This is a genomic window from Acidisoma sp. S159 (assembly GCF_009766125.1).
Taxonomy (GTDB): domain Bacteria; phylum Pseudomonadota; class Alphaproteobacteria; order Acetobacterales; family Acetobacteraceae; genus Acidisoma.
In genome coordinates this window covers 1-21,811 of sequence record NZ_LMUG01000104.1, presented here as the reverse complement: position 1 = coordinate 21,811, position 21,811 = coordinate 1, and the positions used below count along the sequence as shown (strand labels likewise).

At 58.8% G+C, this 21,811-nt stretch carries 19 protein-coding genes and 3 pseudogenes; 6 read left to right on the top strand and 16 right to left on the bottom strand.

Going from position 1 to position 21,811, the window contains the following annotated elements; translation table 11 throughout:
- From GSQ92_RS29285 to GSQ92_RS29265, 5 genes are all read right to left on the bottom strand, one after another.
- On the bottom strand, positions 1-462 hold the full coding sequence (locus GSQ92_RS29285; protein WP_159014864.1) for a DoxX family protein: 462 nt from the start codon (positions 460-462) through the stop codon (positions 1-3).
- Positions 459-2,027, bottom strand: a complete 1,569-nt coding sequence (locus GSQ92_RS29280; RefSeq protein WP_159014863.1) for a GMC oxidoreductase — start codon at positions 2,025-2,027, stop codon at positions 459-461. The genes GSQ92_RS29285 and GSQ92_RS29280 overlap by 4 nt, the downstream gene beginning before the upstream one ends.
- Positions 2,028-2,062: 35 nt before the next feature.
- Positions 2,063-2,944 carry an SDR family oxidoreductase gene (locus tag GSQ92_RS29275; protein WP_159014862.1) on the bottom strand — a complete coding sequence of 294 codons (882 nt, stop codon included), beginning with the start codon at positions 2,942-2,944 and terminating at the stop codon, positions 2,063-2,065.
- 819 nt (positions 2,945-3,763) lie between these two features.
- Complete coding sequence (locus GSQ92_RS29270; RefSeq protein ID WP_159014861.1) at positions 3,764-5,014, bottom strand: sodium:proton antiporter; 1,251 nt, start codon at positions 5,012-5,014, stop codon at positions 3,764-3,766.
- Positions 5,015-5,110: 96 nt separating this feature from the next.
- Positions 5,111-6,421 carry a DUF2254 domain-containing protein gene (locus tag GSQ92_RS29265; RefSeq protein WP_216857037.1) on the bottom strand — a complete coding sequence of 437 codons (1,311 nt, stop codon included), beginning with the start codon at positions 6,419-6,421 and terminating at the stop codon, positions 5,111-5,113.
- Between the two features lie 274 nt (positions 6,422-6,695).
- On the opposite strand from GSQ92_RS29265, the gene GSQ92_RS29260 reads away from it, so the two are divergent.
- The 4 genes from GSQ92_RS29260 to GSQ92_RS29245 all read left to right on the top strand — a co-directional run bounded on the left by GSQ92_RS29260 (position 6,696) and on the right by GSQ92_RS29245 (position 11,327).
- Positions 6,696-7,541 (top strand): SDR family oxidoreductase, encoded by an 846-nt coding sequence (locus GSQ92_RS29260; protein ID WP_159014859.1) that lies wholly within the window; start codon positions 6,696-6,698, stop codon positions 7,539-7,541.
- Between the two features lie 605 nt (positions 7,542-8,146).
- Positions 8,147-8,344: a hypothetical protein gene (locus GSQ92_RS29255; protein WP_158803274.1), complete on the top strand. Its 198-nt coding sequence runs from the start codon at positions 8,147-8,149 to the stop codon at positions 8,342-8,344.
- 1,665 nt (positions 8,345-10,009) lie between these two features.
- On the top strand, positions 10,010-10,783 hold the full coding sequence (locus GSQ92_RS29250) for a manganese catalase family protein (RefSeq protein WP_159014858.1): 774 nt from the start codon (positions 10,010-10,012) through the stop codon (positions 10,781-10,783).
- Between the two features lie 187 nt (positions 10,784-10,970).
- On the top strand, positions 10,971-11,327 hold the full coding sequence (locus GSQ92_RS29245) for a host attachment protein (RefSeq protein ID WP_159014857.1): 357 nt from the start codon (positions 10,971-10,973) through the stop codon (positions 11,325-11,327).
- 553 nt (positions 11,328-11,880) lie between these two features.
- Here GSQ92_RS29245 and GSQ92_RS29240 read toward each other — a convergent pair.
- A complete protein-coding gene (locus GSQ92_RS29240; RefSeq protein ID WP_371418622.1) occupies positions 11,881-12,486 on the bottom strand; it encodes a DUF4336 domain-containing protein in 606 nt (201 codons plus the stop codon).
- 552 nt (positions 12,487-13,038) lie between these two features.
- On the opposite strand from GSQ92_RS29240, the pseudogene GSQ92_RS29235 reads away from it, so the two are divergent.
- Positions 13,039-14,042, top strand: a pseudogene (locus tag GSQ92_RS29235) (IS481 family transposase).
- A gap of 72 nt (positions 14,043-14,114) precedes the next feature.
- Here GSQ92_RS29235 and GSQ92_RS29230 read toward each other — a convergent pair.
- The 10 genes and pseudogenes from GSQ92_RS29230 to GSQ92_RS29195 all read right to left on the bottom strand — a co-directional run bounded on the left by GSQ92_RS29230 (position 14,115) and on the right by GSQ92_RS29195 (position 20,607).
- Positions 14,115-14,504 (bottom strand): nuclear transport factor 2 family protein, encoded by a 390-nt coding sequence (locus tag GSQ92_RS29230; protein WP_159014855.1) that lies wholly within the window; start codon positions 14,502-14,504, stop codon positions 14,115-14,117.
- A 293-nt stretch (positions 14,505-14,797) separates the two neighbouring features.
- The gene (locus GSQ92_RS29225) at positions 14,798-15,250 is read right to left on the bottom strand and encodes a hypothetical protein (protein WP_159014854.1); all 453 of its coding nucleotides are present in this window, start codon (positions 15,248-15,250) and stop codon (positions 14,798-14,800) included.
- A 69-nt stretch (positions 15,251-15,319) separates the two neighbouring features.
- Positions 15,320-16,375 carry a hypothetical protein gene (locus GSQ92_RS29220; RefSeq protein ID WP_159014853.1) on the bottom strand — a complete coding sequence of 352 codons (1,056 nt, stop codon included), beginning with the start codon at positions 16,373-16,375 and terminating at the stop codon, positions 15,320-15,322.
- 956 nt (positions 16,376-17,331) lie between these two features.
- Positions 17,332-17,775 (bottom strand): alpha/beta fold hydrolase, encoded by a 444-nt coding sequence (locus GSQ92_RS30675; protein ID WP_216857035.1) that lies wholly within the window; start codon positions 17,773-17,775, stop codon positions 17,332-17,334.
- Positions 17,776-17,782: 7 nt separating this feature from the next.
- Positions 17,783-18,196, bottom strand: coding sequence for an alpha/beta fold hydrolase (locus GSQ92_RS30670; protein WP_216857034.1), 414 nt, complete (start codon positions 18,194-18,196; stop codon positions 17,783-17,785).
- Positions 18,197-18,209: 13 nt separating this feature from the next.
- Positions 18,210-18,359 (bottom strand): annotated as a pseudogene (locus tag GSQ92_RS32080) (hypothetical protein); the annotation flags it as partial.
- A gap of 22 nt (positions 18,360-18,381) precedes the next feature.
- Positions 18,382-18,623: pseudogene (locus GSQ92_RS32075) on the bottom strand (DUF1348 family protein).
- Positions 18,624-18,661: 38 nt separating this feature from the next.
- Positions 18,662-19,048: a nuclear transport factor 2 family protein gene (locus tag GSQ92_RS29205; protein WP_159014852.1), complete on the bottom strand. Its 387-nt coding sequence runs from the start codon at positions 19,046-19,048 to the stop codon at positions 18,662-18,664.
- Positions 19,049-19,152: 104 nt separating this feature from the next.
- Entirely contained in the window at positions 19,153-20,013 is an 861-nt protein-coding gene (locus GSQ92_RS29200) for an alpha/beta fold hydrolase (RefSeq protein ID WP_159014851.1), read from the bottom strand.
- A gap of 45 nt (positions 20,014-20,058) precedes the next feature.
- Positions 20,059-20,607 carry a carboxymuconolactone decarboxylase family protein gene (locus GSQ92_RS29195; protein WP_159014850.1) on the bottom strand — a complete coding sequence of 183 codons (549 nt, stop codon included), beginning with the start codon at positions 20,605-20,607 and terminating at the stop codon, positions 20,059-20,061.
- A 118-nt stretch (positions 20,608-20,725) separates the two neighbouring features.
- On the opposite strand from GSQ92_RS29195, the gene GSQ92_RS29190 reads away from it, so the two are divergent.
- A complete protein-coding gene (locus GSQ92_RS29190; RefSeq protein ID WP_159014849.1) occupies positions 20,726-21,655 on the top strand; it encodes a LysR family transcriptional regulator in 930 nt (309 codons plus the stop codon).
- The last annotated feature ends 156 nt before the right edge of the window (positions 21,656-21,811 follow it).

The following is a 21,811-nucleotide window of genomic DNA, read 5'->3' as shown; positions in this document are numbered from 1 at the left end:
TCAGGGGGCAATATAGGGGTGGGACGAGGCAACCGGGTTTGCCAGAAAGGCAAGGAGACCAGCACCATTAATGCCGACGGTAATCAGTAAAAAGCCGCCGGCGAGCGAGAAGTTCTTGAGGAAGTCCCAGAAGATGTCACGGCTCTTGCTGTCGCCATGCGCCCAGAAGTCCCCAGGCTCCCAGAACCGCTTAAAGAGCAGGGCGGTGACCCCGCAATAACCGGCCATGATAAACGCCGCCAGCCGATCCGCGACACCGGTGAGGATCCCAAGCGGCATCACCACCTCAACCCCGAGGCCGACCGCGATGAGGGCCACAGCCATCGGCCGCGCCGAAAACACCTGCTGCGCCTGACCAACTGCACCTTGAAAATTCAGGGCTTTGTCGAGGGCGCTGAAGGGGAAGAACAACACCACCAGCAGGTATCGTATCGCCAGGGTCGCGACCCAGGAAAGCGTCATGCGCTGAGGCGCTCCTTGAGGCGGTCGGCCACACGCAGCGCATTGGCGATGATGGTGAGCGTCGGGTTTACCGCACCGATCGAAGGGAAGAAGGAGGCATCGGCGATATAGAGATTGTCGACTTCATGGGCCTTGCAGTCGAGATCGAGCACGGATGTCGCCGGATCCGTGCCGAAGCGCGCTGTACCTGCCTGATGGGCGGTTCCGCTGATGGGGATGTTCTTGCCGAGATAGAGGCTGCGCTCCACCAGCACCGGATGGGCGCCGATCGCGCTCATCATCCGTTCAAGCTTCTTCTTGAGGCGGTGATGGGCCTCCATATTGGTTTCGGTGACGTCGAGCACGACGCGGTCCCCGTCGTAGTAGATGCGGTTCTCGGGTCGCGGAAGATCCTCACTCTGCAACCAGAAATCCATGGAATGCTCGGCCATCTTGTCGAAGGGCATGTTGGGCAACCATTCAAGCCAAGCGGGTAGTGATTCGCCTTTGATTTGCTCGGCGTGCGAGGTTGCGCACATCTGGATCAGGCCGAGGGGGAAATCCCAGTCATCGGACCCGAAATAGTAGTCGCTCAGCGCCAATGTTTTTTGAAAGACTGTATGGTTCGGTTCATTCATGATCGCCATCAACACGCTCATGTTGTGGCGAATGTAGTTACGGCCAACCTGGTCCGAGCCGTTGGCAAGTCCCCTCGGATGGCGATCATTCGAAGAGCGCAGCAGCAACAGCGCCGAAGAAAGGGCACCGCAAGCGACCACCACGATGTCGGCAGCGTAGTCCTCCTGACGGCCCTCACGCTCAACAATGATTTTGGACACGCGCCCGCCTCCTGCGTCGGTCTCCAGCCTGGTCACATAGGCGCCGGTCATCAGCGTGACGTTAGAGTGTGCCGCGAGAGTCGGGTCGATGCAGATGACCTGGGCATCCGCCTTGCCGTTGAGCAGACAGGGAAAGCCGTCGAAAGCATCGCAACGGATACAGATACTGGTGGGCGTCGGCTTGCCGTTCTTCTCATTTAGAAGGATGCCGAGAGGAAGGTGGAAGGGGTGTAGGCCCTGTTTGGTGAGACCATCGTGCAAAGCCTGGATCTTCGGCTCATGCGACACGGGCGGATGAGGATAGGGTCCGCTGGTCGGAGGCTCGAGCGGATCCTCACCACGTTGTCCATGGACGTGAAACAGGCGCTCGGCCTCGGTGTAATAGGGCTCGAAGACATCATATTTGAGCGGCCAGGCGGGCGATATGCCGTCCTTATGCCGAACTTCCTCGAAGTCCTGCTCGCGTAGCCGAAACAGGGCGGCACCATAAACTTTGGAGTTGCCGCCGACGAAGCGGTGCAGGCCGGGATGAAAGCTCTGGCCGTCCCGGCCGTACCAGGTCTCGTCCACCTGATAGGCGCCGTCGACAAAGACCGTCTTGGAATCCCAATTGGCCGGCGAGCGGGGCAGATAGTCCCCGCGTTCCAAGATCAGGATGCGCTTGCCTGTGGGCGCGAGGCGCTGCGCGAGTGCAGCACCGCCTGGTCCGCTTCCGATGACGATGACGTCGTATCGCTCTGTCGTCATGGTGGTCTCCCAAATTCATTGAGGCGTCTTGAGAGTCAGCCGCCGGTGGCGAAGCCTGGATAGAGCGTCATGCCGCCATCCACGAATAGTGTTGCCCCGGTCACGTAATCCGCGGCATCGGATACGAGCCAGACAGCCGCCCGGGCGATGTCGTCGGGCTCGCCGATCCGCTTATAGGGAACCAACGTCATGAGATCCGCATAGGCTTCGGGCGTGTTCCAGGCGGAGGTATTGATCGGAGTGCGGATCGCACCTGGTGCGATGCTGTTGACGCGGATGAAGTGCGGTGCGAGTTCCTGCGCGATCGTCTTCATCAGCAGCATGACGCCGCCCTTGGATGCGGCATAATTGGCGTGGCCGGCCCAGGGAATGACTTGATGTACGGAACTCATGCAAATGATCTTCCCCGCCGCCTGTGACACGGCGGGCACCACGCCGCGCTTTTTGAATTCACGCGTAGCGGCGCGCGTGCAGAGGAATTGTCCGGTCAGGTTGATCCCAATAACGGTATTCCATTGCTCCAGCGTCATCTGGTCAAAGGGGGCGTCCCGCTGCAGGCCCGCATTGCTCACGACAATGTGCAGAGTTCCAAGATATGCGATGGCATCGGCGAACATCTTCTCGACTTCATCCTCCCGGCTGACATCAGCTTTCAGAGCGATGGAGCGGCGACCCATGGCTTCGATCTCGTGCACCACCTCCTCGGCGGCTTCAGGGTTCGTCACGTAGTTGACGACGACATCCGCCCCGGCGCGCGCGAGGCCTAGGGCGACCGCTTTGCCGATCCCAGAATTGGCGCCGGTGACGAGCGCTGGCTGGCCCATCAAAACCGGATCGTAGGCAACATGAGGAACCCGATTGCTGTCGAAGGCGGCTGGTGCCGTTGGGTCTTTGGGATTGACCTGCGCTTCAGCCATTGAAGGTTCCTATTCCTAGCTGAAGAAGGAGGGTTCGCTCAGTCACCGCGAGAGCTAAGACCCGCAAAGAAGGTAGATTGGTCTAGAACGCTCGGCGTGCACGCTTTCTGCGTCCTCTCGTAGCGATCAGATAGCGCCCGACAAGCGCTCTCTTCGCCACCAGAGCAGGATATGACGCCACTCTGGAGGACAACAAGGCTGCAATCGGCGACATGGACAAATACTTAGACATCCGCTCTTCCCTACGGGAGAAGCTCGGGCGAGGGGGCGAGGCGCGGTCTCGGGGCGTAGGTCTACAAAGATGCGTCGGTCGCCGAGGGCAATGCGGCAGTCGACATCGCGCCGATGAAACCGCAATTTCGCTTCCGCATGCCCAGACTCAGGCCGAGCCCGGCGAGTTTTTCGCCGAACTCAGGACCAAACAATTTGAACCAAGATAGAACGCGGGTCCGACCGCCTACGAAGGCGCTCAGAGACAAGTCGCACCACGATGTGTCGCTCATCGAAGGTCGTCAAAGGTATCGGGTTTAGCCCATGACCGCTCTGGGAAAGGTTCTCAGCGCCGCAACTCCGAACGATCCATGATCGTCATTTTCTGCCGGCGACCGGGAGCAAAGAGGTCGCACTCAGCTAGGATCGAAGGGCCGCTCGAAAATGACGCACAAATACCCGCCACCATCTTATCCGACGCAAAGTCGAACTCGACTCCGATGATCGCAGAAAGCCCTTCGCGATTTATGGGTGCCCGCAAAAATTGCCCAATTAGAACGGGTTTGACCCGGTGTATAAGCCACCATCCACATGGTTTGGCGCTTGTCGTCACCTCTCCATTCGATAGAATCGTCTCGCCACCCGTTCGATCGTCAGCCCCTGTACTACAATAGTGAACACCACCACCCCATAACAAACAGCTAGCAAGGTGGCCCGCTCGTGGCCCGGAGGTAATCCCAACGCAAGTGCGACCGAGATGCCGCCGCGCAGGCCTCCCCAAGTGAGCACGACAAGAGCGCGGCCGCGATCGGCACCGCGTAGACGTGTGAGAAGCGTGGCGAGAAAGACGCTAATCGCGCGCACTATCACGGAAAGCGGAATCGCTAGCAGCGCGGCGGCAATGTGGAACATATGGAAGGCGATAGCGACGACCTCGAAGCCAATGAGGAGAAATAGCAGAGTATTCAACACTTCATCGATGACCGACCAGAAGGCTGTGAGTTCTTTGCGGCCGGTTTGTGAGATTGCCGCTAGGCCCCGGCGAGAGCCGAGTGTCAGGCCCGCTACGACGACGGCGATCGGGCCCGACATGCCTAAGGCGTTCGCCAAGCTGAACGTGCCTGTTGCCAAAGCGAGCGAAATCGTGAGTTCAACGTGAGCGTCATCGACGAGGCGCATGACTTGTACCGTCAGCCACCCCGAGATCAAGCCGAGCAGTCCGCCTCCGACGGCTTGTAGTAAGAAAAGAGATACGATTGCGGTCCCGCCAGCCGTCGAGCCATCCCCGGTCGCAATACCGAGTGCGACACCGAAGATCACCACGCCAACACCGTCATTGAACAATGCTTCCCCGGCGAACACGGCTTGCAAGGGCGCGGGTAGGCCAACCCGACGCAACATGCCGACGACGGAGACGGGGTCGGTCGGGGCAAGGATAGCACCGAGGACTACGCACCAGATCAGTGGAACGGATTGGCCGAGGACAGGGAATAGTAGCCACATTCCTCCTCCAAAAAGCGCAACCGCCAGCAAAGTGCCGAGGAGCGCCAGCGCCAGGACGGTCAATTTGCGCGCCCAAAGTTGGCCGAGATCCACCTGAAGTGCAGCCGCGAATAAGAGAAACGACAATACGCCGTTTAACAATGTCTGCGGCAGATTGACGGTTCCGAGCAGCGACCGTGAGATCGCTCGCAGATTGTAGCCCGGGACAATCCGATCGGTGCCGAGCATCACCATCGAGACTAGGAGAGAGATGATCAAGACGCCGATGGTGTTAGGCAGCCGTAGCGTGCGATGATTTACCACGCCGAAGAGCGACGCGAGGGTCAATAGGACGGCGAACAGAGCAAGTGGCGTCATCTCGAGGATAGGCTTCGATGTGAAATTGAATGCAAAGTAATTGCGTCCATCTGTGAGGCGATACGATCGCGTCTTAAGCCTGCGATTATAGTCAAACTAGACATCGAGACAGGCCATAGGGCCTCCATCCCGCATCGCTTCAAACCTGCCGTGGCGCCTTCGGACATCTCCTATGTCAGCAGGTGTTGATATGTCTCGTTCTGCGTCGCCCAATACAAGGTCGGCGTGTCGTTGGAGGGTCGCTACTCTCTTGAGGTCTTTCTCACAACTCAGGACGGATGTTAGGACTTCGAGGACCCGGATGAGCACTGCGGCACTTCCTCCGGCGTTTTGGCGAATTAGATGGAACATCGTATCCGTAAGGCCGTCGTAATCGGTGTTCGGGACAATGAGTGCGATCCGTGTGCCCCGCAGGAACATCCCATTGGGAAAATGCAGTGGGACGACGTCGCATAGAGCTGCCCCCAGCCTGTCCAGGACGCTCATCGCCGTATGGGGGTCGTTGATCCCCGGAGAAAGCGCCCTGACCGCGACCTCGACGAGTTGCCGGACGGCAAACTCGAGGTCGGAAGAGCTAACTCGCTGCGATCCTAGTGCTGTCGCCCGGCGGATTGCGGCGCCGGCTCCGTCGATTGACGGAACAATGAGAGCAATTGGCGCGCCAGGAAAGACATAGTCCCCAGGTCGCACAAGCAATCGAATTGTCGCGTTATTTTTGTCGGCCCAGTCGGCTAGTCCGGCGCTGTCGAGCTGTTGTAGATAGCCTCGCCTTTCATCCACGATAGTGGTAGCAGCATGCCATGCAGGCGTTATGAGCGGAACCGATTGCGCTTCCTTCGTCGTCAGTCTCTCCAGGGCCGTTCGGACCTCTTCACTCACCAACTCGATGACGGTATCGACGTTGATGCGACCGGCCATATGGCCAACGAAGAAAACAAGGGTCGCTACGCAGACGAAAGCGAGGAGGATGCCAAACGTGAGCGAGACGTGTGGAACGAACTCGCCTTCGTTCTGAGTTCTGACGCTCCGCAAAACCATTAGAGCGTAGGAGAAAGTGCCTAGGAAGGCTCCGAGCGTAAACTGATTTCCGCGATCTCGTGTAAAGTTTCGGAGCAGGCGCGGACCCATCTGCCCGGCAGCAAGGGAAAGAGCTGCGATCGTGATAGAGAAAACTGTGCCGGCAACTCCAATTGTGGAAGAGGCGACTGCGCCAAGGAGGGTACGTGCTCCCGTGCCCCCGCCGTTATACAGCCAAGGACTTTCCACCAGCCATCGCGGGACGAATCCGCTCTGGTCTAGCCTGACCAGCCCCACTGCCGTCATTATACCGAAAAAGACCATAGCACCGGGCAAGAGCCAAAATTTCTCACTGAGGTCGCTCAGAAATTTGCGGAGCTGGGCGTTCACGATTGATCCGTTCAGATTCCAACGCATGGCAATTGATATTGCCGGTAATACATCAAGCTTATCACGAGAAGCCGAACTAACCTTCAGAGATCAGAGCATCGCGGCATTTTGCAAGACGATTGAATTCAGCAATCTGTTAAGAGTGTCGCTCAGGCAAGATGATGTTCGTCGAAGCTCGCGACCTGGACTCCCGTAATGTGTCTATACGCCATCGTGATATGACTGGGAGGCGAATGATTGGTAGCCGCTTATCGACGGTTCAAGTGAGGATGTCATGCCAAAAATCGCAGTCGTGACAGGGGCGGGCGCCGGAGTGGGACGTGCGACGGCAGAGGAGTTCGCGCGTCGAGGTTTCGATGTCGCGCTACTGTCGCGCGATCCGGATCGTCTCCAGGCCGCGGCTACCGAACTGGGTCGCCATGGTGTTCGTGTGCTTCCGATCCCGACCGATATGGCTGATTCTGAGGCCGTGGAGGCGGCTGCCGACAAGGTGGAACAGCAGCTTGGCCCGATCGACGTCTGGGTGAATATTGCCATGGCGACAGTCTTCGCACCGGTCAGTAAATTGTCGGCCAAGGAGATCGAGCGCGCCACACGTGTTACCTATCTGGGCCAAGTCCATGGTATGATGGCGGCGCTCTCGCGTATGCGGACGCGCAACCGGGGCACCATCGTGAATGTTGGATCGGCGCTGGCCTACCGCTCCGTGCCGCTGCAGTCGGTCTACTGCGGTGCCAAGGCGGCGATTCGCGGCTTCACCGACAGCCTGAGATCAGAGATCATCCATGACAAGCTAGCGATACATATTGCCATGGTTGACCTCCCGGCTGTCAACACTCCGCAATTCGATTGGGCGCTAAACAAGATGGGTAAGCGGGCGCAGCCGGTCGCGCCCATCTATCAGCCCGAGGTGCCGGCCCGCGCCATCTTTTTCGCGGCGACCCACAAACGCCGTGATGTCTGGGTGGCACCGCACGGCGTTCTTCGCAATCGCCGCTGTCGGTGGCCTCGGCCTGGTTGCTGGCGTGCATCAAATCGCCAAGCGTCTCGGCGTCTGAGCGGGCACCGCGGGGCTTGCGGTCGCGGGCCGAGACCGTTCGACGCGTCGGCCCGACCTTGAGTTAGTGTGATGCGCAGTCCATCCGGAAATTACGCTACAATCGGCGACGCAGATTCGGAGGCTTTGGTGAGCCGCCCGGACTTCGTGGATCGGGTCTTCTGGCTGCGTTTCCGTGGCGACGACTGCATTGCTGTGAACCGACGATTATGGTTGCTGGCGGAGGGGGTCCGAGCCGCGGTTACCGTGTCTCAGCGGCATTATAAGCAGGACACTCTGGTGTTGGTGACCGAGCCCGCGACGGAGGCACCATCCGGCCAATCGGCTTTCTGCCACAGCAGCAGCATCGGAAAGGTGGCGCACATGACCCCCCCTGGCTACATCAAGGCTGAGCTTCATTCTCAGCCCGTTCGGCGCCACAATCACTGTGAAGCGAAGGGTCGGATTGGCTCGCGCGGCGTCCGTTTCGCTTATGGCTGCCAGCACCTGTGCCACGTCTCATAGATGGAGCTGCCCCGCTCCGGTGGCTTGCCCTGGGGCCGGAGGGATCCAAATCGCCGCGTCAATCGAGCACTTTCAACTAAGCCGCAGCAGGCTCGATCGGTGCCGGCTCCGGCAGCGTAACAGGGAGCAGTAGGGTATTACGCCAGTTACCAAATGGAGGCTTTATGGTCAAAGTCTATAACTTTACCAAGGGAGATCCGCTGGCGGGCGAGAATGTACGGGTTCTCGCCAAATTTACGGCTGATGCGATCATACGCCTCAACGCCGAGGCCGTTTTGGAGACTGAGGAAGAGGTCGACGAGCGTTATGTTGACGCTGACGGGAAATATAGCCCACCCCTCGTGAGTCCCCCCGAAACTTGAGGCAGGAGCACGTCGGGCTGCGCGGGTAATCTATGGCCACATAGGGCAAAGGCAGCTGGGCAGTGATGGTGTTTTCCGTAGATGGCGGCGAACGTGACGCTCCAACCCGGCGGCCTTCTGGACAGGCAATCCTGTGTCGCTGAGCACGGCAGGCGCCCAACCCTTCACGATGATGATCCTCGTCCTTCCAGTTGCGCGTGGCCGCTAGACGCCACCTGAAGGCCCACGCAAGGCGAGGTTTGGGCCGGCGAGCGATCATCGGCAAAGCATCCGGCGAAAACCGCTCTTCATGAGGAAGAAGGCAGCCGCGCCCGTGCCGCCTCACATTGTGGTAGTTATGTTCGTAGCTCTCGGCATGGGCTTCAGTCCCTCATGCTGCGGGTCAGGCACGGGCGGGGCTGCATCCCCGTCCGTGCCGACCTTTGCCCGGCCTTCTGGCCAGCCGGTCCAGATTGCCGGACCGGCGCGGATTGGCGCAGAAGTTCCTTATTCGTCTCAGCGCAATGGGGTTTCGGGCCGCCGACGATCGTGCATCGGCTATTTGCTTGTGTAGTAGAATACGGCGGTGGCACCTCGCGTCGTCCTCGCAGGATAACCCCAAGCTGGCATCGCGGATTACGGTAGCCATCTTCATGGTTTCATCGAACGTGTCGTGCATCCAACGAGTGAGTGCGGCGGGTCTTTCAATTTGCTCGTCGGAGAACTAGCGTCGTGACTGGCGTTTGCTGCTGGGGACAATTCCTGGCGCGGAAGGATGACATCAACATTCCGAAGCCGGAGCTGGAGTAGCGTATGCGTTGTTGGCTTGGAGTCGCGCTGGTGGCTACGCTAAGCAGCCGGGCCCACGCCAACAACTCAGCCTGCTGGGGAGACGGTGTGGATGAACCGGGCAGACCGGACATCTCCTGCGCAAAGCTGACAGGACAACTTCTGGTCGGCCTGGAGGGCGCAAGCTTGGTGCAGGTGGTGGAGGCTATGAACGCCCCTGGATTGCCTGATGACGGTGGCGTCCTCCATTTTGTTAGCAATTATGCCTTAAGGCAGCGCGGCGGCGTCGGAGTCGTCAATTTCCGCTTCGGGCGGGATGGTAAGGTAGAGGGCATCAATGCCGTTGTGGACCGTCAACATGGTCGAGGAGCGCGGCGGTTTATATGGAATGTCGCTGAAGAGGGCTGCTCTGATTTCCCGGGCAGTATTCAGCGGTGCGACAACCAGGAAGGTGCTCCTAGGCCGCCTGAATCCAGCCCTCTTCCGCGCGCGTAAACCGCAGGAGCTTGGGACTGGCTGCATAGGTGGCTAGGCAGCGAGCCGACTGCTCGAAGAGGATCATCCGGGAGATGATACCTGAACTCGAAGTTTAGCTGCGCACTACGGTGGCGAGCCCGCGAGCCAAGACTTCCGGTCAGCGCAGGATTTGGTCGAGAACTTTCAAAGCAAATGAACCGTAAGTGTCGATGAGGCCGATTTCGCAGACGCGAGGTCTGCTTTCCTTCGAAGGTCGACCTCATGATCTCGTGATGGTCCTACCTAGTATGTGTACTAGCCTCTCATTTCCGACCGAGGCAAGATTCTTTATGATTCCTGATGCTGGGAGATAAATTGCTCCGCCTCGATAAATTCTGAGGATTCGAACCTCAGGCGGCATAATCCTAAAAAGGAGATATCATGTTTCTTCATCGCAAAGAACTTATTCACGCCGTAGACGTGGGTACGCCTGATGCGAAGTTCGGCACATACTTGCTAGAGCAGTTTGGCGGCGCGACCGGGGAGCTGACGGCGGCTCTCCAGTACTGGGTGCAATCGTTCCACGTGGAAAATGCGGCGATCCGCGATATGCTGCAAGATATCGCAATCGAGGAGTTCAGTCATCTCGAGATGGTCGGGAAGCTGATTGCTCAGCATACGAGCAAAATCGACCAGACACCTGTGCACGATGCGCCTCTGTTTAAATTGAAAGGTGGCGGACCTCACTTTCTCGACAGCCAAGGCAGTTGCTGGACGGCTGCTTACATTCAGGAAGGGGGGAACGTGGTTCGTGACCTTCGAGCAAACATTTCAGCTGAAGCAGGTGCTCGTCAGACATACGAGGCTCTCATCAAGGCGTGCGACGATGAGGGCACAAAAAAGACACTCGTTCACTTGCTCACCCGTGAGATTACCCATGCCAAGATGTTCATGAAGGCACTCGACCAGATGGGTAAGTTGGACGATCCGTTTTTCGGAAATGTCCCGCCTGACGATACGGTCAAGCTAGTCTTTAACTTGTCACAGGGCGATGATGCTCGCGGTCCTTGGAATGAAGAACCCGATTTCGAATACATTGAGAGTCCCGAGCCAATGGGCGGAATGCCTCCTGCACCAATCAATCCTGATGACGAAAAGTCCGCCTCTACGATGCCGACGAAAGATAAGAAGCCGCGCGCGACCACAAGATCCTAATCATACCTGGAGGGGTCCTCACTCTCCGTTCAGTGCCACGGCTAGTTTTCGGATGTCGAGCTTGCCTTTGCCCATTCGGGCTGTGCGATCTCCTTGCGAGCTCGGTCGCTCACATGCGCGCTAGTGGTGGCGGGCTTATGCCGGAACATTGTTTTCTGCTTATTCCAATATCAGGTGAGCGTCGACCATGAGCACACATGATAAGACGTGGTACGTCGTTGCCGATGGCGGCAAGGCGCGTATCCTTACCCGACACGATGACCAATTTCACACGATCCAAACCTTCAATGCAGAGGGCGCCGGTTCCGTCGACGGCGATGCCTCAAAAGGCGAGCATCAGCTAAAAGCGCCTCACGCCGATCCTAAGGCCGAGATCAAACACGAGTTCGTACGCGTCGTTGCGGATTATCTGAACCGTACGCCGGAATCTGAAGTTCAGGCTATTGTCCTGGCCGCGCCTAGGCATGTCCTACACGACATCCGTAAAGTACTAAACAAGGTTAACAGACCCCCTATCACGAGAAAGACTACCCATTTGAGATAATTGGCGTTACCGACGAGCTGCCTGAGCACTCGGACGTGTGGCAATAATAACGTGGCAATTTTATTTTGTCCATCCCGCTCGCCTACTCCTCCTGCAGCCGGATATTGCTCATGATAAACAGGGAAGGCAATGGAGCCGGCAATCAGCGATTTTCACATGAGATTAGGGTCGTGAGAGATGCTAGTTATGCAAGGCACTGGCAAGACAACCTTCGCGCGCAGCAGTGCTTGACGGTCTGCGCAAGGGTGAGCGCGGCATGTATACCGCGCTCGCTGAGATAGCAGATGAATTGCGCGCCTCGGCGTCGGCCGATTGCCACAGAATCTTTCCCGTTCCGCGGCGTGACCACTGGATTTGCGTGCGTCTCAACCTCGCCGGGCAACAGATTCTATATTGAATCTGAGACGCGCCAAGTTCGAGCCGAATGATTCGGAGTTCCGGGTGTGCCGGCCGACGCTCGGTCGGGCTATCCGATAACGGTCTCTCCTGTAGGTGGTCCCTCAAGCCAAGCTTCCGGACCCCACGCGCCTTGCTGGTCGGCAACCCTAGAAGGCTAAAGAAGCCAGGCGAAGGCGCGGCGCACAAATGCCTCATCATCGGCGATCGGCAGATCGCCGTGAGCGATCAGCACTCGCTCAATCGGCCAAGCGAAAACCCGCCGAAGTGCCGCCCGCGCCGCCGGACGGTCGAGGAAACTCGTGCGCAAATCCCGAGGGGCGCCGGGATTGGGGGCGCCGATCCCGCCGAGACGGGCTGCGATGCCACGCCATCCCCTAAACCGGCCGCGCGGAAAATTCTGGATCAGGTCGGCGAATAGGACTGTGTGGCTGCCGCGGTGGAAGAACACGACCTCGGTGAGCGCGAGGCTCCCCCGCAGGACCACCTGGTCGATGTCGTCCGCCCATTCGGGCGCGGGCGCATCGCCAAGATCGGCATCGAAAGCAAGGTCCTTCCGCTTGCGGCGCAGCCGTGGCGAAGCGTAGAGGCGCGCTGCCGGATAGGCAGATTTCCACTCCCCGAGAGAAAGATGGTGGAGCGCATTGGGCGAAACGAGGTGGCGCACCGGGCCGAGCGCGTCCACTGCAGAGCGAAGTGAGTTCGTCAGCGCAACAGGCGACCAAACGAACAGGCTGCCGTCGCGTAACCGGATCATTGACATCCGTGTTGAATAGGGAAAACCATAGAACGACACCGCCGGACCGTCAGCTATCCAGATCTCGGGTCCGAACGGATACAGCGGATTACACATTACCTGATTGCCGGCATTGAGCGCCAGGCCTGGTTACGACGGAGGGAGTACGATTGCAATCTTGCCCAGGCCTAGCACATGTGTTGACGATTTGCGTCCCGGGCAGGCCGTCTCTCAACGTGGCGAAGGCGCTGTGGGGCAGGAAGTCCATTTCGACGCCTACACGTCGAACGGATCGGCCCAGACGTTTCGGATGGTTGACGGCGGTTGCGGCGTATTGCTCGACCGGCATGTTCGCGAAATGGAGTTGGGGCATCCAGAACCAAAGAAGAAGCGATAGCCGCTGAGCATGTATTGGGCGTTGTGCTTTGAGGTGATCAGCACCGCATCGGTGTCGAACGGAAGACCATTTCTGCATAGCAGGCTCCGAACTTTATAGCTTCCTGAATGTTGTTGTGGCATTAGCTGTATCGTCCCGGGTTTTGATGGTGCATTCTTTACCCGTGAGTGGAAGGAAGCGCTATGGGCCAGGTTCTCCATGGGAGCGCCACCACGACTGCGGCGGTCCGTCGCGCGATACAGCACAGTCAAGCGAGCCTGAGGGCGCTCGCTAAGCGCTATGGCATCAACCAGACGACGGTTGCCAAGTGGAAGCGCCGAACCTCTGTCGCTGACCTGCCGACGGGGCCGCGGGAGCCGCGTTCACCAGCCTCTCGGTCACCGGTGAGGCTATCGTCGTCGCGTTTCGCAGGCACACACTGCTCCCGCTCGATGATTGCCTCTACGCACTGCAGGCCACCATCCCGCATCTCACGCGCTCGTCGCTGCACCGCTGCCTCGCTCGTCACGGCATCGGGCGTCTGCCGGACGTCGAGGGCGACAAGGCGCCGAAGAAGAAGTTCAAAGCCTATCCGATCGGCTTCTTTCACGTCGATATCGCAGAGGTGCAGACCGCGGAAGGCAAGCTGTATCTCTTCGTTGCCATCGACCGCACCAGCAAGTTCGCTTTCGCGCAGCTGGTGGAGAAAGCCAATCGCGTCACGGCGTCGGCTTTCCTGGTCGCACTGATCAAGGCCGTGCCCTATCGCATCCACACGGTGCTGACCGACAACGGCATCCAGTTCCGGCTTCCAAAACGCTATGCCAATGGACCAACAGCGCGGTTCATCACCCACATGTTCGAGGTGCGGTGCCGCGAGAACGACATCGAGCATCGCTTCACCAAAATCAATCATCCCTGGACCAATGGTCAGGTCGAGAGGATGAACCGGACCATCAAGGAAGCGACCGTCCAGCGGTACCATTACGACGACCACGAGCAGCTTCGTCGCCATCTCGAGCAGTTCGTCAGCGCCTACAACTTCGGCCGCCGACTGAAGACGCTCAACGGTCTCACACCATACGAATTTGTCTGCCGAACCTGGCAAAACGAGCCAGAGCGGTTCGCCTGTTTGCTTGAGAACTTCTCACCTTTTCAAGGTGCCCGTAAGGTTCGCCCTTTGTTGCGCAAGCCTCACCCATCTTAGCTGAATCTCGCTGGGACACCGGACCGCACGCGCTGACACCATGCGTTGGTGTCCCGACATGACGTGGCAGTTTTAACCAGGATGGCGAGCAGTCTCGATCTTGCCGGTGTCGATGAACTGGCGGTGCCGCACGATCTTACCATCCTTTACCTCCCATATGTGAGAGTAGTCGACCTCTACATGCTTTCCGGACATTCTATTTGTCCCTTTGAACCGCCCCACCGACACTACCTTGCCGCCATCGCAGATGAATTCGTGCGGCGTCAGTGTGTACGGCTCCCAGTCCTGCATTGCGGGCACAAGTATGCCCTCAAGAACCTTCTGCGGGCCGCGGCCGTCGACCTTATAGTCCATCATGGTAATCCACTCGATGTCCTCGGACATCAGAGCGAGAGCGCCGCCTGCATCGCCATCGGTCAGTTTCGCATAAAGCTCCTTCACGATCTCAAGGGATGTTCTCATCGCAGCTATCCTATCTTCAGATTACAAGCCTGCCACTAAGGGTAGGCTCACACCGCCTAACTATTCTTTTTCGCTGCGGCGACGTAAGCCGCTAAGACTGGTAGACTGCCTTCCGCAAAATGGGAGGGCTCGGCTCAAGTTCGTTGGCGAGCTGCGGGCGGACGCTCGAACTCAAGGTCGCGAATGCGGCTCGGTGGCGACACGGACAATAATGCGAGATCCTGCGATTCATCACGGTCGATAGGTCTCGAGGAGGTCAGGGCGGCCAGCGACAGCGACCCGACGTCAGAAGGCTATGGTTGCGATCCGAGCTTCCGCGCAAAGCCGACCAGCGAAATATCATTGCCCATCTGCATCACCCCCGCGTTTTCGACTTCGATGTGAGCGTTCTTCCCACGTTTGAAAGCAACAACAAATCGCCAGTATTCAGGGTCCTTTCGGTCGACCACGAACCGACATTTTGCGCCATCGTCTCCATACTTGCAGTCGTTCGTCGTCAGGACGCGCGAAAAAAGCTTGTGTTTGCTGTGATCGACCCAAATGGAGAGTTTCGCGTCCGGATTTCCGACCAGATGCGTTTCGATGCGAAGCCCCTTGGTACGGCCGTCCAGATCAAAGGAAAAAACAACGTTAGGGCCGGAAGGGTCGCCCGCCATGATCTGTGTAGCTTGTCTTGCCTCACCGACCGAGGGGACGATTGTAACAGCGCACGTGACGAGTGCGGAAGTAATAAGAAGCCTGATCATATTTTTAGTTCCGTGTAGAGAGGGAGAAAGTGCCGGGCCTCCGGCCCGGCACTCGACTCGCTTGTCGGCTCAGTTGATGCGGTAGACGACGGGGCAATTGACGATGAACCCGACCGGCTTAGGCTTGCCCCCTGCGATACTCTCGATGATGCCGCGTTCCCCGGCGTCCTCGATCACGATCGCGTCGGTCATTTTGGTCCGGTATCCTTTCTCAATGGCGTCAGCAGTCCATTTCACCGGAAACAGCCGCCACAAGGGGCTATAATCGAGGTTGATCGTGGGGATGCCACCGAGAACGTTCAACGGCCCATGGGAGCCCTTGTCCGAAAGAGCGCTGTCCAGACCCTGGCGAAACGGATTGTCGATTCCGGTCGGACCATTCACGAAAGTATAGAGGCGCTCCGCCACTTCCCCGAGGGAAGCATCTTCAAGGCTGAAGGGGATGTCCTTCAAGGCTGGCGTGTAGGTTGCTCCCTCCAGCGCCGCCACTGCCTCGTCATTGGCTTCGGTCGAAAGATAGAAGATCGGCTTGCCAAAGGTGTAGCCGAGGGTCAGCTTCAGGGTCACGGTTCCGTCGCGGGGGCAGATCCGGACGACCTTGTCTTCTACCTTCGAATAGTCGACATTGCCGTCGCACATCTTGTTCAGTTCGTCCGCCGGAACGTTGAAGGCGACCATCGGCATGTTGAAGATCACGCCGTTATCGTTGTCGAGTTTCACCAACGGCGAGTAATTCGCGTCGCCAACCGAGCCAGGCTGTGCGGCCTTCGGGGGGAAGAAGTTCGGTGCCGAGCCCGGAGTCACGCTGCGGACGGGCGAGAAATCCACCTTGCCGGAATTGAAGACGATCGTGCCGTCCTGTTCTACATGGCCTTTTCGGGTCGCCCTGCCCACGTCCGCGTATGCAAGTTTGGCTGAGAAAGGTACGCCATTGAGCTTCGCAATGTTATCGTCGGTCACGTCCGTCAGGATGGACCAGACTGTTTCCCCCGATGCCAGCTTTCCATTGTGGAGCGGTACCGTCGCGGTTCCCGCCTCGAGGTCGACGACTGCGGACTTCATAAGAAGTACCGGGCCGAGAAATGAGGAGTTCACCTCAGAGGGGGACGGCTGCGCGGTAATCATCTTTTCGTCCGGATAGATAGACTTCGGCGCTGGCCGGATTTCCGAGAGCGGCGCGCCCTCCTGGCCGCGATTGATGACCGCTGCCGCCGCGAGGGTCGGAAGGACAATCATTCCAGCCAGGCAAAGTGCGGCGGTGCGGCCCTGGCGCGAATACAGCTTATCCGTCATTTAATGCTCCGATCATTCGTTACGCACGACCTCGTGTCGAGACGACGCCTCATGTCGAGACGGTTTGGGACGGTGCCGCGGCGCTTCTTTGCCAACGCAAGCAACGGTTGGGCCGCACTAGGCGCCTGCTCCGTCGCGGGAATTGGAATGCGGAACATCGGCTTCCGGTCCGGGTCGAACTGGGCCGCGGTCGACCCTAAGGCGAAGGCGTATTCCTTTCTGCAAACAGCAGTAGCTGCTAATCTTGGAAGTCAGCCTTCCGCGCGATGAGAGGCAAGATAAATCTGTTCGAAGCGATGCGTACACTTGTGGCCGCGGTCGAAGGCGGCAGCCTCAACTTCGGAGAGTGGATGGACCGACACAATTGCAGACTCGCTCGGATCAAATGTGATTTTGAGCGGTGCTATGCCTTTCGTTGGAGTTCGCGCGTATGGAATCGAGTCCGCGGCAGCTAGGGTGCGCTCGACCATGCAACGGGCGTCATCGCCCGCAATTGCGGGACCGCGAGGCTCAGGACAAAGATAAGATTATAGATCCCAACATTGTGCAGGAGGCCAACGATCGCGACATTCCCCAAACCTGGGTGGAATGGGAGTCCGAGTGACGCCACTCAGCCTGGTCTCCTTGACAACGGTCGCGGGCTGCTGAATCGTAACAATTAAGCGACTTAGCAAGCGCAAGCAGGTATCGAGCTTGATGAAACTCTATGCGTCACACCACCCGATCCTGATCGACCTTCGCCCGATCTGTTTGCGCAGTTGGCCAGGAACCTCCGACTCCTATTCTAGTCAGCGAGGCTGACGCGCCATGAAGTCGAGGATCAGACGTGCGATCTCATCGGTCTTCTCGTCGAGCGCAAATTGGCCCGCATCCAACAGGTGGATCTCGGCATCGGGCAGATCGCGTTTTAACGCCTCCGCACCTGGTGCCGCGAACGATGGATCGTTTGCACCCCACGCGACCAGCGTGGGCGGTCTGTGATCGCGCAGCCAGGCCTGCCACTTCGGATAAGCCGCGACATTGGTCCGGTAGTCGTAGAGCAGGTCCGCCTGAATCTCCCGCTGTCCAGGCTTTGAGAGATGAACGTATTCATCGGTCCAGCTATCGGGGTGCGATGTACCGGCGGTATGACGCTGTTCGGTCGCATCGAATGATAGGAATGCGGCGACGGCCTCTGGATGGGCCTTTGAGTTGGCCCAGTATTCGGCAATCTTGGCCCACTTGGAGCCCAAGCCATCTTTATAGATTGCCGTTCTGAACGATGAGCGCGTGAAGCCGCTCCGGGCGCATCAGGATGATGCGAAAGCCAACCGGCGCACCGTAATCATGAAGATGAAGCGTGTAACGGTTGACCTTCAAAAGAACCAGCAAGTCATCGATCGTCTTCGCAGGATGGTCGAACGTATAGGTATAAGTCGACGGCGAGGGCGCATCACTTTGGCCGAAGCCGGGAAAATCCTGTGCTATCAGATGATAGCGTGTGGCGAGCAGAGGAATGAGCGTATCGAACTCGCGCGACGAAGATGGTAAGCCATGGAGCAGTACGATGGTCGGCGCATCCTTCGGTCCGGCTTCGCGGTAGAAGATTCCTAGGCAGTCTACCGGAACACGGCGGTAGGTCGTGGTCGCCGACGTGGAGTGCACAGGTGTCACTCTCGCGACCTGCCTAGTGGCGAGAGTCGCGGCCGTAGCGGCCGCAAGCAAAATGGGTGCTTCTATTATGCCGCTCCAGGCTTGGCGGTTTGAACGCGACCATGCGCCTGAGCCAGGCGCGCAGCAGCCCTACGGCGTCGAAGTGCCAGTTCTCGTTGCCATAGTCGCGGAACCACTGCCCGTTGTCATCGTGGAACTCGTAGGCGCAAGCGCACGGCGATGCGGTCGCGAGCGAAGGTCCAGAGCTCCTTGATCAGCCTGTAGTCGAGTTCGCGCGTCCATTTGCGTGTCAGGAACGCCCCGATTTCGGCACGACCACTTGGGAAGTCGGCGCGGTTAAGCCAGCGGCTGTAGAGAGTATAGGCCAGCACGAAGCGCGCCGAGTCCCGCTATTCCATGAGTCTTCCGCCGCGCGGACCTTCTGCATGGCGCTCTCTTCGCTGAACGGAGGAAGTGGTGGCTGGCTCATGGTCGACGGGCCTCGGCAATCGCCAGCGTATCGATGTATTGGCGAAAGCGCGCAATCTTGCCCTCGTTCACCGTCCAGACATGCGCGTAACCAGCTTCGGCCCTTTTGCCGGTTACCCCATGCACCCCAGTAAAGCGGCCGAGTGACACCACGGTGTCCCCGTCCGTGATGAACTCGCTGGGGTCGAGCGCGAAGCTTGACCACTCCTCCATCAATGGCTTGAATAAGCCCTCAGCGACACGTTCCGGGCCACGGCCGACCACCTTGTAGTGCCACATGGTGATCCATTCGATGTCGTGGGCCATCAGGCCTAGTGCGCCGGGAGCGTCTCCGGCCTTCAGCTTGTCGTAGAAGCTACGGATGATTTCGGCAGGCTTCGTCATTCTTCGTCTCCATGAGACGGACACCACAGGTGCACAACGCCCTTTGTTTATTTGTTTGGACGCCGCGCGTCGTCGATTTGGGGCGACGGGCCGGCGGCAATCGATCAGCCGACATGCTCGCCAAGAAACTCGCGCATCGCCGCGCCGATCTCGAGGGCATGGGTCTCCAGGGCGAAGTGGCCGCTGTCTACGAAACGGATATCGGCTGAGGGAACGTCGCGTTTGAAGGCTTCGGCTCCCGCCGGAATAAAGAATGGATCGTTCTTTCCCCATACCGCCAGGACGGGCGGGCTGTGCTCGCGCAGATACGTCTGGATCATGCCGTACAGCGCCACGTTCGACTGATAGTCGAGCAATAGATCGAGTTGAATCTCGTCATTTCCCGGACGCGCGAGATAAAAATCATCCAGATTCCGACCGTCAGGCGACACTAGGCTTGGGTCGGCAACGCCGTGGGTGTATTGGAACAACGTAGTCTGCGGGGCCAGGAAGCCTCGGAGCGCGTCGCGGTTGGTCTGGGTCGGCTCCTTCCAGTAGACCTGCACCGGAGCAAACGCTTCCGACACACCCTCAAGATAGGTGTTGCCATTCTGCGTAACGATCGCGGTGATTCGCTCTGGATGCTTCACGGCGAGGCGAAAGCCTACCGGCGCGCCATAGTCGAAGACATAGAGCGCGAATCTTTTGAGGTCGAGCACTTCTGTGAAGCGATCGACCACATCGACGAGGTTCTCGAAGGTATAGGTGAACTTGTCTCGTGCAGGCTGTTCGGTCATGCCAAAGCCTGGCAGGTCGGGCGCCACGATATGATAGTCGTCTTCAAGTTGAGGAATCAGGTCACGAAACATGTGGCTCGCGCTCGGAAAACCGTGGAGCAGCAGAACGGTCGGGCGAGCCCGGTTGCCGGCCTCGCGATAAAACACTTTGAGGCCGTCTACATCGACGGAGTTGAAACGAACGGACATAACAGATCTCCTTCTGGCGCGACGCGCGCCAATTTGCTGAACGGATCAGCCGATCTTGCGCGCGCCTATGCGCGGAAAGTCGATATCGGTATCCAGCGCGACGTTGACCGTGTTGGTGAAAAAGTTGAGCCCGACATGGGTGATGATCTCGACGAGCTCAGCGTCCGAGTAACCGGCACGCTTGACGGCTGCGATATCCGCCTCACTCACTCGGCCTCGTTCGTGCGCTAGTTTCGCTGCAAATTGGACGGCCGCGTTCGCCTTCATGTCGTTCGACGCGCCGCTCCGGTTTGCGGTGATCTCAGCATCGTCGAGCCTCGCCACGTTGCGGGCGAGATAGGTGTGCGCGGACAGGCAATAATCGCAACCATTCACTTCAGCCACCGCCAAAGCGATGCGCTCACGCGTCCCTGCATCCAAGGTGCCTTTAGCGACCGCGCTGGAGAAGCCGATATAGGCTTCCAGCGACGCGGGGCTGTTCGCAAGGATACGCAACAGGTTCGGGACGGTGCCTAGCTGCTTCTTGACCGACGCAAGCAAAGGTTGGGCTGCACTAGGTTCCTTGTCCGTCGCGGGAATGGGAATGCGGGACATCGACTTTCACTCCTGATCAATTCGGTCGTGACCTACCTTCGAAATAGGGGTGATCCCTTTCGTAAAAACGCAGTAGCCGCTAGTCTTGGAAGTCAGCCTTCCGCGATATGAGAGGCAGATGGACCGATTCGAGGCGATGCGTACCCTTTTGGCCGCTGTGGACGGCGGCAGCCTTTCTGCCGCCTCGCGCAGCTTGGGCGTCCCTTTGCCAACCGTCAGCCGCCGGGTCTCCGACCTTGAGGCGCTGCTGGGATCGCAACTGGTGGTGCGCACGAGTCGCAATCTTCTGCTGACCGAGGCCGGCACGGCCTACGTTGCTTCGGCTCGGCGCATCCTCGAGGAGCTTAGCGAAGCCGAGCGGGCGGCATCTGGCGAATATCGCGCGCCGCGTGGCGAGTTGCTCGTCACGGCGCCAATCATGTTTGGCACGCTCAATGTCGCTCCGATCGTCCATAATTTCCTCGCTGCCTATCCCGATGTTGCCGTGCGGCTCGTGTTGTCAGATTGGGTGATCGATCTGGTGGAATCCCACATTGACGTCGCGCTGAGAATTGGACACCTGCCGGATAGCGCCCTGATGGTGCGGCGTGTCGGCGAGATCCGCTGGATGGTGTGCGCCAGCCGGGACTATCTCACCCGGCGCGGCGAACCGCGCACGCCGGCCGACCTTTCCGACCATGACTGCATCGCCTTCGAGGAGCTGCAGCGCCATCGCGAGTGGCCGTTCGGCGGCGCCAACGGTATCGAGCAAATCGCCATAGGCGCTCGCTTTTCGGTCAACACGGCGGACGGCGTGATCGGTGGTGCCATAGCAGGTCTCGGGATCGCGCGTGTGCTGTCCTATCAAGCTGCAGACGGCGTGCGCTCCGGAACTTTATTGCCGATCTTGACCGATTGGGCGCCGCCACCGATCCCGGTACAGCTCGTCTATGCCGCGCACCGGCAGCAGCCGTTCAAGCTGCGCGCCTTTCTGGACTTTGTCGTGCCGAGGCTTCAGGAACGCTTGCGTGTGATAGCGGAGCATTGTGGCCAGGCAAGCAACGTCTAATAATACCAATGGCTTAACGGACCATGCGTGGGCGAGGGCTATAGAACGTCCCAGTGTCCTGATTCCGAAGTTTCTATTCACATCTCTGCTGGACGTCGACGGTTCTTTGGCAGAAGCGCTGGATTGACGCCAAGATGTCGTCTGCGGACTTGGTCC

What these genes read in the sequence shown, in the direction of transcription:
- GSQ92_RS29275 (WP_159014862.1), bottom strand. Translation starts at nt 2,944, where the DNA reads ATGGCTGAAGCGCAGGTCAATCCCAAAGACCCAACGGCACCAGCCGCC.
- GSQ92_RS29270 (WP_159014861.1), bottom strand. Translation starts at nt 5,014, where the DNA reads ATGACGCCACTTGCTCTGTTCGCCGTCCTATTGACCCTCGCGTCGCTC.
- GSQ92_RS29255 (WP_158803274.1), top strand. Translation starts at nt 8,147, where the DNA reads ATGGTCAAAGTCTATAACTTTACCAAGGGAGATCCGCTGGCGGGCGAG.
- GSQ92_RS29200 (WP_159014851.1), bottom strand. Translation starts at nt 20,013, where the DNA reads ATGTCCGTTCGTTTCAACTCCGTCGATGTAGACGGCCTCAAAGTGTTT.
- GSQ92_RS29250 (WP_159014858.1), top strand. Translation starts at nt 10,010, where the DNA reads ATGTTTCTTCATCGCAAAGAACTTATTCACGCCGTAGACGTGGGTACG.
- GSQ92_RS29225 (WP_159014854.1), bottom strand. Translation starts at nt 15,250, where the DNA reads ATGATCAGGCTTCTTATTACTTCCGCACTCGTCACGTGCGCTGTTACA.
- GSQ92_RS29205 (WP_159014852.1), bottom strand. Translation starts at nt 19,048, where the DNA reads ATGACGAAGCCTGCCGAAATCATCCGTAGCTTCTACGACAAGCTGAAG.
- GSQ92_RS29230 (WP_159014855.1), bottom strand. Translation starts at nt 14,504, where the DNA reads ATGAGAACATCCCTTGAGATCGTGAAGGAGCTTTATGCGAAACTGACC.
- GSQ92_RS29245 (WP_159014857.1), top strand. Translation starts at nt 10,971, where the DNA reads ATGAGCACACATGATAAGACGTGGTACGTCGTTGCCGATGGCGGCAAG.
- GSQ92_RS29260 (WP_159014859.1), top strand. Translation starts at nt 6,696, where the DNA reads ATGCCAAAAATCGCAGTCGTGACAGGGGCGGGCGCCGGAGTGGGACGT.
- GSQ92_RS29190 (WP_159014849.1), top strand. Translation starts at nt 20,726, where the DNA reads ATGGACCGATTCGAGGCGATGCGTACCCTTTTGGCCGCTGTGGACGGC.
- GSQ92_RS29220 (WP_159014853.1), bottom strand. Translation starts at nt 16,375, where the DNA reads ATGATTACCGCGCAGCCGTCCCCCTCTGAGGTGAACTCCTCATTTCTC.
- GSQ92_RS29240 (WP_371418622.1), bottom strand. Translation starts at nt 12,486, where the DNA reads ATGTCAATGATCCGGTTACGCGACGGCAGCCTGTTCGTTTGGTCGCCT.
- GSQ92_RS29280 (WP_159014863.1), bottom strand. Translation starts at nt 2,027, where the DNA reads ATGACGACAGAGCGATACGACGTCATCGTCATCGGAAGCGGACCAGGC.
- GSQ92_RS29285 (WP_159014864.1), bottom strand. Translation starts at nt 462, where the DNA reads ATGACGCTTTCCTGGGTCGCGACCCTGGCGATACGATACCTGCTGGTG.
- GSQ92_RS29195 (WP_159014850.1), bottom strand. Translation starts at nt 20,607, where the DNA reads ATGTCCCGCATTCCCATTCCCGCGACGGACAAGGAACCTAGTGCAGCC.